This window comes from Pseudomonas sp. Bout1 (assembly GCF_034314165.1).
Taxonomy (GTDB): Bacteria; Pseudomonadota; Gammaproteobacteria; order Pseudomonadales; family Pseudomonadaceae; genus Aquipseudomonas.
Genome location: NZ_JAVIWK010000001.1, coordinates 5,364,414 through 5,378,902, shown reverse-complemented (window position 1 = coordinate 5,378,902; position 14,489 = coordinate 5,364,414). Strand labels below are relative to the sequence as shown.

At 60.6% G+C, this 14,489-nt stretch carries 17 protein-coding genes; 16 read left to right on the top strand and 1 reads right to left on the bottom strand.

All coding sequences use genetic code 11. The features are described from left to right. Window positions 1–21: 21 nt before the first annotated feature. Window positions 22–1,014 (top strand): S49 family peptidase, encoded by a 993-nt coding sequence (locus RGV33_RS24840; RefSeq protein WP_322146844.1) that lies wholly within the window; start codon window positions 22–24, stop codon window positions 1,012–1,014. A 129-nt stretch (window positions 1,015–1,143) separates the two neighbouring features. Here RGV33_RS24840 and RGV33_RS24835 read toward each other — a convergent pair whose 3' ends face one another. Then, a complete protein-coding gene (locus RGV33_RS24835; protein ID WP_322146842.1) occupies window positions 1,144–1,722 on the bottom strand; it encodes a nucleoside triphosphate pyrophosphatase in 579 nt (192 codons plus the stop codon). A gap of 105 nt (window positions 1,723–1,827) precedes the next feature. Here RGV33_RS24835 and RGV33_RS24830 point away from each other — a divergent pair, with 105 nt between their 5' ends. The 15 genes from RGV33_RS24830 (at window position 1,828) to RGV33_RS24760 (ending at window position 14,480) form a co-directional block, all read left to right on the top strand. Then, window positions 1,828–2,355 (top strand): YceD family protein, encoded by a 528-nt coding sequence (locus RGV33_RS24830; RefSeq protein WP_322146840.1) that lies wholly within the window; start codon window positions 1,828–1,830, stop codon window positions 2,353–2,355. Window positions 2,356–2,368: 13 nt separating this feature from the next. Further along, window positions 2,369–2,551, top strand: coding sequence for a 50S ribosomal protein L32 (rpmF, locus tag RGV33_RS24825; protein ID WP_004371305.1), 183 nt, complete (start codon window positions 2,369–2,371; stop codon window positions 2,549–2,551). A 4-nt stretch (window positions 2,552–2,555) separates the two neighbouring features. Then, a complete protein-coding gene (gene plsX, locus RGV33_RS24820; RefSeq protein ID WP_322146837.1) occupies window positions 2,556–3,566 on the top strand; it encodes a phosphate acyltransferase PlsX in 1,011 nt (336 codons plus the stop codon). A gap of 126 nt (window positions 3,567–3,692) precedes the next feature. Then, the gene (fabD, locus tag RGV33_RS24815; protein WP_322146835.1) at window positions 3,693–4,631 is read left to right on the top strand and encodes an ACP S-malonyltransferase; all 939 of its coding nucleotides are present in this window, start codon (window positions 3,693–3,695) and stop codon (window positions 4,629–4,631) included. 17 nt (window positions 4,632–4,648) lie between these two features. Next, entirely contained in the window at window positions 4,649–5,392 is a 744-nt protein-coding gene (fabG, locus tag RGV33_RS24810; RefSeq protein ID WP_322146833.1) for a 3-oxoacyl-ACP reductase FabG, read from the top strand. Window positions 5,393–5,584: 192 nt separating this feature from the next. Next, on the top strand, window positions 5,585–5,821 hold the full coding sequence (gene acpP / locus RGV33_RS24805; protein ID WP_016973676.1) for an acyl carrier protein: 237 nt from the start codon (window positions 5,585–5,587) through the stop codon (window positions 5,819–5,821). A 110-nt stretch (window positions 5,822–5,931) separates the two neighbouring features. After that, the gene (gene fabF, locus RGV33_RS24800) at window positions 5,932–7,176 is read left to right on the top strand and encodes a beta-ketoacyl-ACP synthase II (protein ID WP_322146826.1); all 1,245 of its coding nucleotides are present in this window, start codon (window positions 5,932–5,934) and stop codon (window positions 7,174–7,176) included. Beyond that, entirely contained in the window at window positions 7,176–7,991 is an 816-nt protein-coding gene (pabC, locus tag RGV33_RS24795) for an aminodeoxychorismate lyase (protein WP_322146824.1), read from the top strand. The genes fabF and pabC overlap by 1 nt, the downstream gene beginning before the upstream one ends. 1 nt (window position 7,992) lies before the next feature. Continuing rightward, on the top strand, window positions 7,993–9,117 hold the full coding sequence (mltG, locus tag RGV33_RS24790; protein WP_322146823.1) for an endolytic transglycosylase MltG: 1,125 nt from the start codon (window positions 7,993–7,995) through the stop codon (window positions 9,115–9,117). Between the two features lie 19 nt (window positions 9,118–9,136). Continuing rightward, window positions 9,137–9,769 carry a dTMP kinase gene (gene tmk / locus RGV33_RS24785; RefSeq protein ID WP_322146821.1) on the top strand — a complete coding sequence of 211 codons (633 nt, stop codon included), beginning with the start codon at window positions 9,137–9,139 and terminating at the stop codon, window positions 9,767–9,769. Further along, on the top strand, window positions 9,762–10,751 hold the full coding sequence (locus RGV33_RS24780) for a DNA polymerase III subunit delta' (protein ID WP_322146819.1): 990 nt from the start codon (window positions 9,762–9,764) through the stop codon (window positions 10,749–10,751). The genes tmk and RGV33_RS24780 overlap by 8 nt, the downstream gene beginning before the upstream one ends. A gap of 63 nt (window positions 10,752–10,814) precedes the next feature. Then, window positions 10,815–11,600, top strand: coding sequence for a TatD family hydrolase (locus tag RGV33_RS24775; RefSeq protein WP_322146817.1), 786 nt, complete (start codon window positions 10,815–10,817; stop codon window positions 11,598–11,600). Between the two features lie 437 nt (window positions 11,601–12,037). Further along, window positions 12,038–12,691: a TetR/AcrR family transcriptional regulator gene (locus RGV33_RS24770; RefSeq protein WP_004371278.1), complete on the top strand. Its 654-nt coding sequence runs from the start codon at window positions 12,038–12,040 to the stop codon at window positions 12,689–12,691. Window positions 12,692–12,830: 139 nt separating this feature from the next. Continuing rightward, the gene (locus RGV33_RS24765) at window positions 12,831–13,799 is read left to right on the top strand and encodes a GTP 3',8-cyclase MoaA (protein WP_322146813.1); all 969 of its coding nucleotides are present in this window, start codon (window positions 12,831–12,833) and stop codon (window positions 13,797–13,799) included. Between the two features lie 75 nt (window positions 13,800–13,874). Further along, window positions 13,875–14,480 carry a DUF4823 domain-containing protein gene (locus RGV33_RS24760; protein WP_322146811.1) on the top strand — a complete coding sequence of 202 codons (606 nt, stop codon included), beginning with the start codon at window positions 13,875–13,877 and terminating at the stop codon, window positions 14,478–14,480. Window positions 14,481–14,489: the final 9 nt, after the last annotated feature.

Here is a 14,489-nt window from a genome sequence, read left to right as displayed (position 1 = left end):
GTCTTTGCTGGGGCAGATGGCATGACCGATGAGTGGAAAGCGCCTGAGAAGGCCAACGCTGATAACAATGGCGATGACAAAAGCTGGAAGTTGCTGGAAAAGACCCTGCTGGCCAGTGTGCAGGAGCAACGTCGCTCGCGGCGTTGGGGGATCTTTTTCAAGCTTCTGACCTTTATTTATCTGTTGGGCATGCTGGCACTGTTCAGCCCGCTGATGGACATGGAGAAGAGCGCCACCCGCAGCGGCAACTACACGGCATTGATCGAAGTACGCGGGGTGATTGCCGACAAGGAGTCCGCCAGTGCCGACAATATCGTCAGCAGCCTGCGGGCCGCCTTCGAGGACTCCAAGGTCAAGGCCGTGATCCTGCGCATCAACAGCCCCGGCGGCAGCCCGGTGCAGTCGGGTTATGTGTATGACGAGATTCGTCGCCTGCGTGCCTTGCATCCGGACATCAAACTGTATGCGGTGATTTCCGACCTGGGTGCCTCGGGTGCCTATTACATTGCCAGCGCCGCCGACCAGATCTACGCCGACAAGGCCAGCCTGGTGGGGTCCATTGGTGTGACGGCAGCCGGTTACGGCTTTGTCGGCACCATGGAGAAGCTGGGGGTTGAGCGGCGTACCTATACGTCGGGCGAGCACAAGTCGTTCCTGGATCCGTTCCAGCCGCAAAAGGCCGATGAAACCCAGTTCTGGCAGGGCGTGCTGGACACTACTCACCGGCAGTTCATCGCCAGCGTGAAGCAAGGGCGCGGTGATCGGCTCAAGGATAAAGAGCATCCGGAGCTGTTCTCCGGGCTGGTCTGGTCTGGCGAGCAGGCGCTGCCGCTGGGCTTGATCGACGGCCTGGGCAGTGCCAGTTCGGTGGCGCGCGATGTGGTTGGCGAGAAAGAACTGGTGGACTTCACCGTTCAGGAATCGCCGTTTGACCGTTTCTCGAAAAAGCTCGGTGCCAGTGTGGCCGAGAAGCTGGCGCTGTACATGGGTTTCCAGGGGCCGACCCTGCGCTGAGATCTTGAGCGCGACATGGCTTAAAATGTGGGAGCTGGCTTGCCTGCGATAGCATCACCTCGGTGCGACTGATGTACCGAGGTGTCTGCTTCGCAGGCAAGCCAGCTCCCACATTTGTTTGTGGTGTCCTCAGGGAATCTGTACGCCTTCGGCCAGCAGCATGCCTACCAGTCGAATCAGTGGCAGACCGACCAGGCTGGTAGCGTCCGGCCCTTCGGTGCTTTGAAACAGGCTCACCCCCAAGCCCTCGGCCTTGAAGCTGCCAGCGCAGTCATAGGGCTGCTCGAGGCGCAGGTAGCGCTCGATGCGGGCGGCGTCCAGCGTGCGCATATGTACGGTGAACGGAATGCAGTCGACCTGGCAGCGCCCGGTGGCGCTGTTCAGTACGGCCAGGCCTGTGAGGAAGCTGACGCGCTTGCCGCTCGCCGCCAGCAACTGCTCACGGGCCTTCTCGAAGGTATGGGGCTTGCCGATGATCTGGCCGTCGAGCGCGGCGACCTGATCCGAGCCGATAATCAGGTGGCCGGGATGGCTGCTGGCCAAGGCGCGGGCCTTCTCTTCAGCCAGGCGCTTGACCAGCTCCACGGCGGACTCGTCCGGGCGGTGGCTTTCGTCGATATCCGGCGAGCTGCAGATGAATGGCAGGCGCAGACGATTCAGCAATTCGCGGCGATAAACCGAGCTGGAAGCGAGTAATAAAGGCAGCATGGGCGTCTCCTTAAGGCAGTCGCGGATTCTAGCGGGAGGGCCCGACGACGGACAGGGTCTAATTTCCTTTGACATGGCTGGGTGCATCCCTATAATGCTGCGCCTATGTTGAATGACCCGATTCCACCTCACGTTGACCCGCGCAAATTGGCTGATCGTGGCACTACCCTTCAAGGTGAAGTGCTGCTGGCCGATTTGAAGAGACTCTGCGACCCGCTTTCCGACACTGTCGGTACGGTGCAGGCTAAATTCGTTTTTGAACGAGATGAACGTAAGTCTGTGGTAATCCACAGCTTTATCGACACCGAGGTCAAAATGGTTTGCCAGCGTTGTCTTGAGCTGGTCACCCTGCCGATCCACAGCGAATGCAGTTATGCTGTGGTGAAAGAGGGTGCGAATACCCAGTCGTTGCCGAAAGGTTATGACGTGCTGGAACTGGGCGAAGATCCTTTGGATCTGCAGTCACTGATCGAGGAGGAGCTTTTGCTCGCCTTGCCCATTGTGCCTGCTCATCATCCGGAAGAATGCCAGCAGCCGGCGGGTCTCGATGAGCCCGAACCGAGCGAGGACGAGGTAACGCGGTCCAACCCGTTCAGTGTATTGGCGCAGTTAAAGCGTGACCCAAACGTTTAGGAGTTAATCAATTATGGCTGTTCAGCAGAACAAAAAATCCCGCTCTGCCCGTGACATGCGTCGTTCGCACGACGCCCTGACGGCAAGCACTCTGTCTGTAGAAAAAACCACTGGTGAAGTTCACCTGCGTCACCACGTATCGCCAGAAGGCGTATACCGTGGCCGTAAAGTGATCGACAAGGGCGCTGACGAGTAATCACTTGTCTGCTCAAGTCATCGCGATTGACGCAATGGGCGGGGACTTCGGTCCCCGCAGCATTGTTCAGGCCTGCATTGCTTGCCTGTCTGCTACGCCCTCGCTGCACCTGACCCTCGTCGGTCAACCCTCCTTACTTGAAGAACTGATTGCCAGCCATCCGGCGGTGGATCGTGTGCGCCTGACTGTTACACCGGCCAGCGAAACCATCACCATGGATGAAAAGCCTGCGCAGGCCTTGCGCGGCAAGCCTGATTCTTCGATGCGGGTGGCCCTTGAGTTGGTGCGCGATGGCAAGGCCCAGGCCTGTGTCAGTGCAGGCAATACAGGTGCTTTAATGGCGTTGTCCCGGCATGTGCTCAAAACCCTGCCAGGGATTGACCGGCCGGCGATGGTCGCGGCCATCCCCACCCAGCAAGGCTATTGCCAGTTGCTGGACCTGGGGGCGAACGTCGATTGCAGCGCCGAGCATCTGTTGCACTTTGCGTTGATGGGCTCGGTGGCGGCCGAAGCGCTGGGCGTGGCCCGGCCTCGGGTGGCGTTGCTGAATATCGGCACCGAAGACATCAAGGGCAATCAGCAGGTCAAGCTGGCGGCGACGCTGTTGCAAGGCGCGCGAGGCTTGAACTACATCGGTTTTGTCGAGGGTGACGGTTTGTACCGTGGCGAAGCTGACGTGGTGGTGTGCGACGGATTTGTCGGCAATATCCTGCTCAAGTCCAGCGAAGGCCTGGCGACGATGATTGCCGCGCGCATTGAGGCCTTGTTCAAGCGCAACCTTGCCTCGCGCGTGGTGGGCGCCCTGGCGCTGCCCTTGATGCGGCGCCTGCAGGCTGACCTGGCGCCGGCGCGGCATAATGGCGCGAGTTTCCTGGGGTTGCAGGGCATCGTGGTGAAAAGTCACGGCTCGGCGGGGGTACAGGGTTTTCAAAGTGCCATCCAGCGTGCCTTGATCGAGATCCAGGAAAACCTGCCGCAACGCTTGCACAGCCGCCTTGAGGATCTGTTGCCTTAGGCGAATGGCGCCGGAAATGCTTAAATGTGACCGGCCAGTTCAATTGACCATCCAATCTGTCAGTTTCTTGCGCTCCCACGTTTGGAGCGCCAATTTCCGACGACCAGATCATTAGGGGCTTGTTACATGTCTACATCCCTCGCATTCGTCTTTCCAGGGCAGGGTTCGCAGTCCCTCGGCATGTTGGCCGAGCTGGGCGCGGAATATCCGCAGGTCCTGGACACTTTCAAGGAAGCTTCCGATGCCCTGGGTTACGACCTGTGGGCACTGACCCAGCAAGGTCCGGAAGAGCTGCTTAACCAAACCGACAAGACCCAACCGGCTATCCTGACCGCTTCCATCGCCCTGTGGCGCCTGTGGCTGGCTGAAGGCGGTGCGCGCCCGGCCTATGTCGCCGGTCACAGCCTGGGCGAATACAGCGCCCTGGTGGCCGCTGGCAGCCTGACCCTCGGTGAAGCGGTCAAGCTGGTCGAGCGTCGTGGCCAGTTGATGCAGGAAGCGGTTCCAGCGGGGCAGGGCGGCATGGCTGCCATTCTCGGCCTGGCAGATGCTGACGTGATTGCGGCCTGTGCCGAAGCGGCCCAGGGCGAAGTGGTCAGCGCCGTCAACTTCAATTCCCCTGGCCAGGTGGTGATCGCCGGTGCCAAGGCGGCTGTCGAGCGTGCAATTGAAGGTTGCAAGGCCCGTGGCGCCAAGCGTGCGTTGCCGCTGCCGGTCAGCGTGCCGTCCCACTGCGAACTGATGCGCCCGGCTGCCGAGCGTTTCGCCGAGTCCGTTGCGGCGATCAACTGGCAAACGCCAAAGATTGCGTTGGTACAAAACGTCAGCGCTGCAGTTGCCCCAGACCTGGAAACCCTCAGGCGCGACCTGCTCGAGCAGCTCTACAAGCCGGTTCGCTGGGTTGAGTCGGTGCAGGCCCTGGCCGCCAACGGCGCTACCCAATTGGTCGAGTGCGGCCCAGGCAAAGTCCTGGCCGGCCTGAACAAACGTTGCGCCGAAGGCGTGTCGACCGCCAACCTCAATACCCCGGATGCCTTCGCTGCCGCTCGCGCAGCCCTGGCCTGACATAAGGAGAAGCCTGCATGAGTCTGCAAGGTAAAGTTGCACTGGTTACCGGCGCAAGCCGTGGCATTGGCCAGGCGATCGCCCTGGAGCTGGGCCGTCTGGGCGCTGTAGTCATCGGCACTGCCACCTCCGCCGCCGGCGCTGAACGTATTGCTGCGACGTTGAAGGAAAACGGCGTTCAGGGCACCGGTCTTGAGCTTAATGTGACCAGCGATGAATCCGTTGCTGCTGTATTGGCTGAAATTGCAGCGCAATTCGGTGCACCGGCTATTCTGGTGAACAATGCCGGTATTACCCGCGATAACCTGATGATGCGCATGAAAGACGACGAGTGGCATGACGTCGTTGATACCAACCTGAACAGTCTGTTTCGCCTGTCCAAGGGTGTTTTGCGCGGCATGACCAAGGCCCGTTGGGGGCGAATTATCAATATTGGCTCCGTAGTGGGTGCCATGGGCAACGCAGGCCAAGTAAACTACGCAGCCGCCAAGGCCGGCCTGGAAGGTTTCAGCCGTGCACTGGCGCGTGAAGTGGGCTCGCGGTCGATTACGGTCAACTCGGTGGCCCCTGGGTTCATCGACACCGATATGACCCGCGAACTGCCTGAAGCGCAGCGTGAAGCGTTGCTGACGCAGATTCCGCTGGGCCGTCTGGGCCAGGCTCAAGAGATCGCGAATGTGGTCGCTTTCCTGGCATCCGACGGTGCGGCATACGTGACTGGGGCTACAATCCCGGTTAACGGCGGGATGTACATGAGTTAAATTGTGACGGATCGCTTCAAAAAAATGTCATACGAGCTGTCTAAAATCCGTTATAAAGCTGCAATCTATTTATAGGCAGATGGCCAATAGGGTACGAGGGTGAAGCTTTCAGTTGAAAAGCTGAAAAGTCTTTCTATACACTTACCCACTGGCCAGCTGCCTGAATTTGTCCATTAGGAGTGAAAACAAGGTATGAGCACCATCGAAGAGCGCGTCAAGAAAATCGTTGCCGAGCAACTGGGCGTTAAAGAAGAAGAAGTGACCAACAGCGCTTCCTTCGTTGAAGACCTGGGTGCCGACTCCCTTGACACCGTTGAGCTGGTGATGGCTCTGGAAGAGGAATTCGAGACCGAAATCCCGGACGAAGAAGCTGAAAAAATCACCACCGTTCAAGCCGCTATCGACTACGTTACTGCCCACCAGGCGTAATAGTTTGTAATCGTCGCTTGCTGTGATGGAAAAACCGCACTGCCCTATGGCGTGCGGTTTTTTCCTTTAAGCCTGATGCAAAGTGTCGTCATTAGAAAAAGGAGAGTGCTGTGTCGCGTAGACGCGTCGTAGTCACCGGTATGGGTATGTTATCGCCACTGGGTACGGATGTGCCGAGCAGTTGGCAGGGCATTCTGGCTGGCCGCAGTGGTATTGGTCTGATCGAACACACGGACCTTTCTGCCTATTCCACCCGTTTTGGCGGCTCGGTAAAGGACTTCAATGTCGAGGAATATCTCTCGGTCAAAGAGTCCCGCAAACTCGACCTGTTCATTCAATACGGCCTGGCAGCCGGTTTTCAGGCGGTGCGTAATGCCGGCCTGGAAGTCACCGACGCCAACCGTGAGCGCATCGGCGTGGCCATGGGTTCGGGTATTGGCGGCCTGACCAATATCGAAGAAACCAGCCGCACGCTGCACGATTCCGGCCCGCGTCGAATTTCGCCGTTCTTCGTGCCTGGTTCGATCATCAATATGATTTCCGGTTTCCTGTCCATCCACTTGGGTGCCCAGGGGCCTAACTACGCCATCTCCACGGCGTGCACCACCGGCACGCACTGCATTGGCATGGCGGCGCGCAATATCGCCTATGACGAAGCTGACGTGATGATCGCCGGCGGCGCCGAGATGGCTGCCTGTGGCCTGGGCATGGGCGGCTTCGGCGCGTCCCGTGCGCTGTCGACCCGCAATGACGAGCCGACCCGTGCCAGCCGTCCGTGGGACAAGGGCCGTGACGGCTTTGTATTGGCCGACGGTGCCGGTGCGTTGGTACTCGAAGAGCTGGAACACGCGAAGGCCCGTGGCGCCACTATCTACGCCGAGCTGATTGGCTTCGGCATGAGCGGTGACGCGTACCACATGACCTCGCCACCGTCTGACGGCGCAGGCGCTGCACGCTGTATCACCAACGCGTTGCGTGATGCCAAGGTCAACATTGACCAGGTGCAGTACATCAACGCCCATGGCACTTCCACCCCGACGGGCGACCTGGCGGAAGCCGAGGCCATCAAGTCGGTGTTCGGCGAGCACGCCTACAAACTGGCGGTCAGTTCCACCAAGTCCATGACCGGCCACCTGTTGGGTGCGGCCGGCGCGGTCGAGGCGATCTTCAGTGTGCTGGCCATCAAGGATCAGGTCGCTCCGCCGACCATCAACCTTGACGAGCCGGATGTTGGGTGTGATTTGAACTTCGTGCCTCACGAGCCGCAGAAGATGCCGATCGACGTGGTGTTGTCCAACTCGTTCGGCTTTGGTGGCACCAACGGTTCCCTGGTGTTCCGCCGGTTCGCCGAGTGATGCAAAGCTGGGTCGACGGTCAACCGGCGGGCGCAGTGCCCCTGAAAGACCGTGGCCTTGCGTACGGTGATGGTCTGTTCGAGACCATTGCCGTCAAGGCCGGGCAGCCTGTATTGCTCGACCGCCACCTGCAGCGCCTCGATGAGGGCTGCAGGCGGTTGGCGATTGTTGCGGATCAACCGCTGATCCGCAGCGAATTGCTGGCCTATGCCGCCGCCCTCGGTGACGGTGTACTCAAGTTGATCCTGACCCGTGGCGATAGCCAGCGCGGTTATGGCATCAGCGCTGACGCCCCGGCGCGGCGCATTCTGCAAGGCAGCCCGCCTGCCACTTATCCCCCGGAACATGCAGCCTCAGGCATTCGCCTGTTTGCGTGTACCACGCGTTTGTCCGAGCAACCGTTGCTCGCCGGTCTCAAGCACCTCAATCGGCTGGAGCAGGTGTTCGCCCGCAACGAATGGCAGGATGCCGATCACGCCGAAGGTTTGATGCTGGATATGTCCGGTCGAGTCGTCGAAGGCGTCTTCAGCAACCTGTTTCTGGTGCGTGACGGCGTGTTGCTGACCGCTGATCTGAATCGCTGTGGCGTCGCCGGCGTCATGCGGGCCGAGCTGTTGGCCCAGGCGCAGGCGTTGGGCATCCCGACGCGCGTGGCTGATATCAGCCTTGAGCAGTTGCAAAAGGCCGACGAAGTCTTTGTGTGCAACAGCGTATATGGCCTTTGGCCGGTGCGCGGATGTGCTGCGATGAGCTGGCCGGTTGGGCCGCTCACCCGTAAACTGCAGGGCATTGTTCGCGCACTATTGGGTATTTGATTTGAGACGTAAATTTGTATTGTTGCTGGAGATCGGTCTGGTCCTGGCGGGTTTGCTGCTGGGCGCTTCGGCCTGGAAGCTGAACTCGGCCCTGGAGCAGCCCCTGAATCTGACCCAGGAGCAATTGCTGGACGTACCGGCCGGCGCGACGCCCACCGGCACCTTCAATCGCTTGGAAAATGACGGCGTGCTCAACGATGCGTTCTGGTTGCGTCTCTACTGGCGCTTCAACCTCGACGGCCAGCCGCTGCACAGCGGCGAATACCGCATGACCCCGGGCCTCACCGCCGAGGGCCTGATCGGTCTGTGGCAGCGTGGCGAAGTGGTGCAGTACAGCATCACGCTGGTGGAAGGCTGGAACTTTCGCCAGGTGCGCGCGGCCCTGGCCAAGCATGAAAAAATCGAGCAAACCCTGTCGGGCCTGAGCGACAGCGAAGTCATGGAGAAACTCGGCCACCCAGGCATGTTCCCCGAAGGTCGCTTCTTCCCCGACACCTACCGGTTTGTGCGCGGGATGAGCGACGTCGAGTTGCTGAAGAAATCCTACAACCGTCTGGACGATGTCCTCGCCCAAGAGTGGGCCAAGCGCGCGGCCGACGCGCCGTACACCGAGCCCTATCAAGCGCTGATCATGGCCTCGCTGGTCGAGAAAGAAACCGGCGTACCGCAAGAGCGCGGCCAGATTGCCGGGGTGTTTGTGCGGCGCATGCAGATCGGCATGCTGCTGCAAACCGACCCGACCGTGATCTACGGCCTCGGCGAGCGCTACACCGGCAAGCTGACCCGCGCGCACCTCAAGGAAGCCACACCCTACAACACCTACGTGATCGCCGGCCTGCCGCCGACGCCGATTGCCATGGTCGGGCGTGAGGCGATTCATGCCGCACTGAACCCGGTGGCGGGCAGCAGCCTGTATTTTGTCGCCCGCGGTGATGGCAGCCATATTTTCTCGGATAACCTGGATGCACATAACGCTGCGGTGCGTGAGTTCCAGATGAAGCGTCGCGCCGATTACCGTTCCAGCCCCGCGCCTGCGCCAGCGGCGAAACCTGCGGACGCGCCGGTGGATACGCCTGCCGAAGTGTCTCCGGCACCCGACGATGCCGCGCCGCAAAGCCCGCAATGACTCTGACTAAGGACTGCCTGTGACTGGCTTGTTTATTACCCTGGAAGGCCCTGAAGGCGCCGGCAAAAGCACTAACCGCGAATACCTGGCCGAGCGCCTGCGCGCCGAAGGTATCGAGGTGCTGCTGACCCGCGAGCCCGGCGGTACACCACTGGCCGAGCGCATCCGTGAAGTGCTGCTGACCCCGGGCGACGAACAGATGAACCCGGACACCGAGCTGCTGTTGGTGTTTGCCGCCCGCGCCCAGCACCTGGCCGAAGTCATTCGTCCGGCGCTGGCCCGTGGCGCCGTGGTGATTTGTGACCGGTTTACCGATTCGACCTACGCCTATCAGGGTGGCGGTCGTGGCTTGTCCCTGGAGCGCATTGCGACCCTGGAAACCTTCGTTCAGGGCGATTTACGTCCCGACCTGACCCTGGTGTTCGATCTGCCGGTTGAAGTCGGCATGGCCCGCGCTACCGCACGCGGTCGACTCGACCGTTTCGAACTGGAAACCCGGGTGTTTTTCGAGGCTGTGCGCAGCGCGTTTCTCAAGCGCGCCGAAGCCGATCCCGCCCGTTATTACCTGCTGGACGCCGCGCAGCCCCTGACCCAAGTGCAGCAGGCGATTGACGCCCTGTTGCCGAAACTCGTGGAGCGTGTCCGTGGCTGAAGCCTACCCGTGGCAGGACAGCCTCTGGCAGCAACTGGCAGGCCGTGCCCAGCACGCCCACGCCTACCTGCTTCACGGCCCGGTGGGCATCGGCAAACGGGCCCTGGCCGAGCGGCTGATGGCCAGCTTGTTGTGCCAGCGCCCCAACGGCCTGGAAGCTTGCGGGGAATGTAAATCCTGCATGCTGCTCAGGGCTGGCAGCCACCCGGACAACTACTTGCTGGAACCGGAAGAAGCCGACAAGGCGATCAAGGTCGACCAGGTGCGTGACCTGGTCAGCTTCGTGGTGCAGACCGCGCAGATGGGCGGGCGCAAGGTGGTGCTGATCGAGCCGGTAGAGTCGATGAACATCAACGCCGCCAACGCCTTGCTTAAAAGCCTGGAAGAACCCTCCGGCGATACCGTGCTGCTGCTGGTCAGCCACCAGTCCAGCCGCCTGCTGCCGACCATCCGCAGCCGCTGCGTGCAACAGGCTTGCCCGTTGCCCAGCGAAGCCATGAGCCTGCAGTGGCTGGCCCAGGCGTTGCCGGAGTGCGGCGAGGCAGAGCGCGTCGAGTTGCTGACCCTGGCGGCGGGTTCGCCGTTGGCGGCGGTCAAACTCCAGGCCCAGGGCGTGCGGGAACAGCGCGCACTGGTGGTGGACGGGGTGAAGAAGCTGCTCAAGCAAGAAGTATCGGCCACGCAATTGGCTGAAAGCGCCTGGAAAGACATTCCGTTGCTGCTGCTGTTCGACTGGTTCTGCGACTGGTCGAGCCTGGTCCTGCGCTACCAACTGACCCAGGACGAAAACGGCCTGGGCCTTGCGGACATGCGCAAGGTGGTGCAATACCTGGCGCAGAAGAGTGCCCAGGACAAGGTCCTGACTATTCAGGACTGGATCCTCGCCCAACGCCAGAAGGTACTGGGCAAGGCCAACCTCAACCGCGTGCTGTTGCTTGAGGCCTTGCTGGTGCAGTGGGTCGGTTTGCTCGGCCGGCGTTAATTTCAGTGGCCGACGGGTGTATCGTTGGCCAGACACTTTCCGTGACTCAAGTTGTAGATCCTTATGCTCGTAGATTCCCATTGCCACCTTGATCGCCTCGACCTGGCCCAGCACGGCGGCTCCCTCGATGCCGCCCTTGAAGCCGCGCGCCAGCGTGGAGTCGGGCACTTCCTGTGCATCGGCGTCAGCGCGCAAAACGCCGCCGATGTCAAAGCCCTGGCCGATCGATATGCCGACGTCGACTGCTCGGTGGGCATTCACCCGCTGGACCTGAAGCCCGGCGAAGCCCCAGCCCTCGACTGGTTGCTCGGCGAACTCAATCACCCGCGCGTAGTGGCCATCGGCGAGACCGGCCTGGATTACCACTACGAACCGCAAGCCGCCGAGTTGCAGCAGGCGTCGTTCCGTTTGCACCTGCAAGCTGCGCAGCAGACCGGCAAGCCGGTGATTGTCCACACCCGTGGCGCCCGTGCCGACACCCTGACCCTGCTGCGCGAAGCCGCGCTGCCCCAGGCCGGTGTACTGCACTGCTTTACTGAAGACTGGGACATGGCCAAGGCCGCCCTCGACCTGGGCTTCTACATTTCCCTGTCGGGCATCGTCACCTTTCGCAATGCCGACGCCCTGCGCGATGTCGCACGCCAGGTGCCAGCAGACCGGCTGCTGGTGGAGACCGATTCGCCGTACCTGGCGCCGATTCCCCATCGCGGCAAACCCAACCTGCCGGAATACGTACGGGATGTTGCGGATTACCTGGCGATGCTGCGGGGCGAGTCTTACGAGCGTTTTGCCGAACAGACCACCGACAACTTCAAGCGCCTGTTCCCGCTGGCCCACGTGGCCGGCTAAATCGCAGGCAAAAAAAACCCGGGTTCTGGGGGGTGAATCCGGGTTAAGACCATTAGGAGTAAAACAAGGGCACACAGTCCGTCGGTACCCAGGTCGACGTGTCACTTGGGGGAGATGTCACGCCGACATTTCAAGTATTGATCAGTATCCGATTCAGTCCAGCCGCATCTGATCGTTTTTTAAACAGATTTGGAATACGCCCGCTTCGGTTGAGTTCTCATTGATCGCGATGCACGTGCAGCAATGTCGTGTTTTATTTCTGACTCAAATCGGCTTATTCGTTGGCGCGCTGTAAGTTAAGTGCAAAGGTTGTTCATATAGGCGTTGCCCAACGACCGTTCAGTCGGGATAATCCCGCGCACCGGGTAAAACGTTCCGACAAGCGCCGCTTGGGGCACGCCACCCTCCCAATCTCCATCTCTGCAGACCTTTTTCTTATGCACAAAGAACCCCGCAAGGTCCGTGAGTTTCGCCGCCGCGAGCAGGAAATTCTCGACACCGCACTCAAGTTGTTCCTCGACCAGGGCGAAGACAGCGTCACCGTCGAGATGATTGCGGATGCCGTGGGTATCGGCAAAGGCACCATCTACAAGCACTTCAAGTCCAAGGCCGAGATCTACCTGCGCCTGATGCTCGACTACGAGCGCGATTTGAACGAGCTGCTGCACTCGGCCGATGTCGACAAGGACAAGGAAGCGCTGTCGCGCGCCTACTTCGAGTTCCGCATGCGTGACCCGCAGCGCTACCGCCTGTTTGATCGCCTCGAAGAAAAAGTCGTGAAAGGCCACCAAGTGCCGGAAATGGTCGAGGAGCTGCACAAGATCCGTGCCTCGAACTTCGAACGCCTGACCCTGCTGATCAAGGGCCGCATCAGCGAAGGCAAGCTCGAAGACGTGCCGCCGTATTTTCACTACTGCGCGGCCTGGGCGTTGGTGCATGGCGCGGTAGCGTTGTACCACTCGCCGTTCTGGAGCAATGTGCTGGAAGACCAGGAAGGTTTCTTCCAGTTCCTGATGGACATCGGCGTGCGCATGGGCAACAAGCGCAAGCACAGTACCGATTTGCCGAACGCCGAAACGCCGGCCACTTGAGTCATTCGCCAGCGTGATGGCGATATGATTTCCTGCCCAGCGCAGTAACCCAGGAATATACTCAGGCAAGGACCTTGCTAAAACTTGATTTTTCAGTCAGGTTTTAGTGCGCCCGAATTATCCTCTGCCGGAGTGATCCATGATCGTTGATCGTCAAGGCAGGCGATTCCGCAATTTGCGGATCAGCCTGACCTCAGCCTGCAATTACGCCTGTACCTACTGCGTGCCCAACGGCAAGCGGCTGGTGGCTGCGCAGGATGAACTGTCTGCCGAGGCGATGGCGCGCGGCGTTGAATACTTGATCGAGGCCGCCGGCATCGAGCGCCTGCGCATTACCGGCGGTGAGCCGCTGGTCAGCCCCAAGCTGGAAGCCTTCATGGGCGCGGTGGGGCAGATGGGCCTGAGCGACATCAGCCTGACCACCAACGGCCAACTGCTGGCGCGCAAACTGCCACTGCTGGTAAACGCCGGGATCCGCCGCATCAACGTTTCCCTCGACACCCTGGACGCCGACGCCTTCCGCAGTATCGCTCGCGGTGGCGACCTGGCCACCGTGCTCGATGGCATGGACCAGGCCAGTGCCGCCGGCATCAAGATCAAGGTCAATATGGTGCCGTTGCGCGGCCAGAACCTCGACCAGGTGATGCCGCTGCTCGACTACTGCCTGGAGCGTGGCTACGAGTTGCGCTTTATCGAATTGATGCGCATGGGCCACCTGGCCACCGACTCCAACGCATTCCTGCAGCAATTCGTCAGCCTTCAGCAATTGCTCGGGCTGATTGGCGAGCATCACGAATACCTGCAAGCCAACGCCCCGGTGGACGCTACTGCCGTGCGCTACGAAGTGCCGGGCAAGGGCTTCTTCGGTGTCATCGCCAACGAAAGCGTACCGTTCTGCCGCACCTGTTCGCGCTTGCGGCTGTCGTCCACCGGCTGGCTGCATGGTTGCCTGTCGTCGAGCAATCGCCACTACGTTGGCGACCTGCTGGACAAACCCCGCCACCAGGCTCTGCCGGCCTTGCAGCGCTTGCTGGTCAAGGCCTTGGGCGACAAGCAGGAAGTCGCATTCTCCGGTGGCGCAACCATCATGAAGATCATCGGCGGCTAGTCCCGCAAGCTGGCGCAAAATCTGCATCTCGTGCCCATTCGCCGGTTTTCCGTCACCGGCCTCTGGAGAATTAGGATGCGTAGTCTGGTTTTGGTGCTGGCGTCACTCGCCCTGGGTGGCTGCATGACCGTCAGTGATATGGCCGAAGGCACGCGCTATCAGATGAGCGATGCCGGGTTGCTGGACCACAGCGATACCCGCCGCGTCAATTCGATCCGTATACAGCCGGACTCCTTTGTCTTCATCGCCCAGGGTGCGTTCACCCCGCCAGGCAGCGCTTATCCACGGCCTAACGTGGTGGCCGAGGAAGCTTTCAACGGGTTTGTCGAATACTTCCCGATGGTTCGTCGCGCTCGCAAGCCCGAAGGCCTGGAGCAGGCGATGTCGGAAGCTCGGGCGGCCGGCGCGCATTACCTGTTGTATTGCCGCTTCGCCCAGGCGGATGACCGTATCGGCAACGCCGATGAATGGTCTGACCAGGAGGCGGTGGATCGCCTGGGGCTCGACACCGGCACCATTCAGGTGATGTTGATCGAGACCAGCACCCAGTATTTGATTGATACTGTGCGCATTCATAGCCGTGGCGGTTTACTGACGTTCCACGACAACAAACCTGACGATCTGATCGGCAAGCCCCTGGCGCACTACGCGCGCAGCCTGTTGGGCATGAGCGATCAGTAAGTCACAAGG

Coding starts and splice junctions, on each gene's coding strand:
- RGV33_RS24840 (WP_322146844.1), top strand. CDS start 22: ATGACCGATGAGTGGAAAGCGCCTGAGAAGGCCAACGCTGATAACAAT.
- RGV33_RS24835 (WP_322146842.1), bottom strand. CDS start 1,722: ATGCTGCCTTTATTACTCGCTTCCAGCTCGGTTTATCGCCGCGAATTG.
- RGV33_RS24830 (WP_322146840.1), top strand. CDS start 1,828: ATGTTGAATGACCCGATTCCACCTCACGTTGACCCGCGCAAATTGGCT.
- rpmF (WP_004371305.1), top strand. CDS start 2,369: ATGGCTGTTCAGCAGAACAAAAAATCCCGCTCTGCCCGTGACATGCGT.
- fabD (WP_322146835.1), top strand. CDS start 3,693: ATGTCTACATCCCTCGCATTCGTCTTTCCAGGGCAGGGTTCGCAGTCC.
- fabG (WP_322146833.1), top strand. CDS start 4,649: ATGAGTCTGCAAGGTAAAGTTGCACTGGTTACCGGCGCAAGCCGTGGC.
- acpP (WP_016973676.1), top strand. CDS start 5,585: ATGAGCACCATCGAAGAGCGCGTCAAGAAAATCGTTGCCGAGCAACTG.
- pabC (WP_322146824.1), top strand. CDS start 7,176: ATGCAAAGCTGGGTCGACGGTCAACCGGCGGGCGCAGTGCCCCTGAAA.
- RGV33_RS24775 (WP_322146817.1), top strand. CDS start 10,815: ATGCTCGTAGATTCCCATTGCCACCTTGATCGCCTCGACCTGGCCCAG.
- RGV33_RS24770 (WP_004371278.1), top strand. CDS start 12,038: ATGCACAAAGAACCCCGCAAGGTCCGTGAGTTTCGCCGCCGCGAGCAG.
- RGV33_RS24765 (WP_322146813.1), top strand. CDS start 12,831: ATGATCGTTGATCGTCAAGGCAGGCGATTCCGCAATTTGCGGATCAGC.
- RGV33_RS24760 (WP_322146811.1), top strand. CDS start 13,875: ATGCGTAGTCTGGTTTTGGTGCTGGCGTCACTCGCCCTGGGTGGCTGC.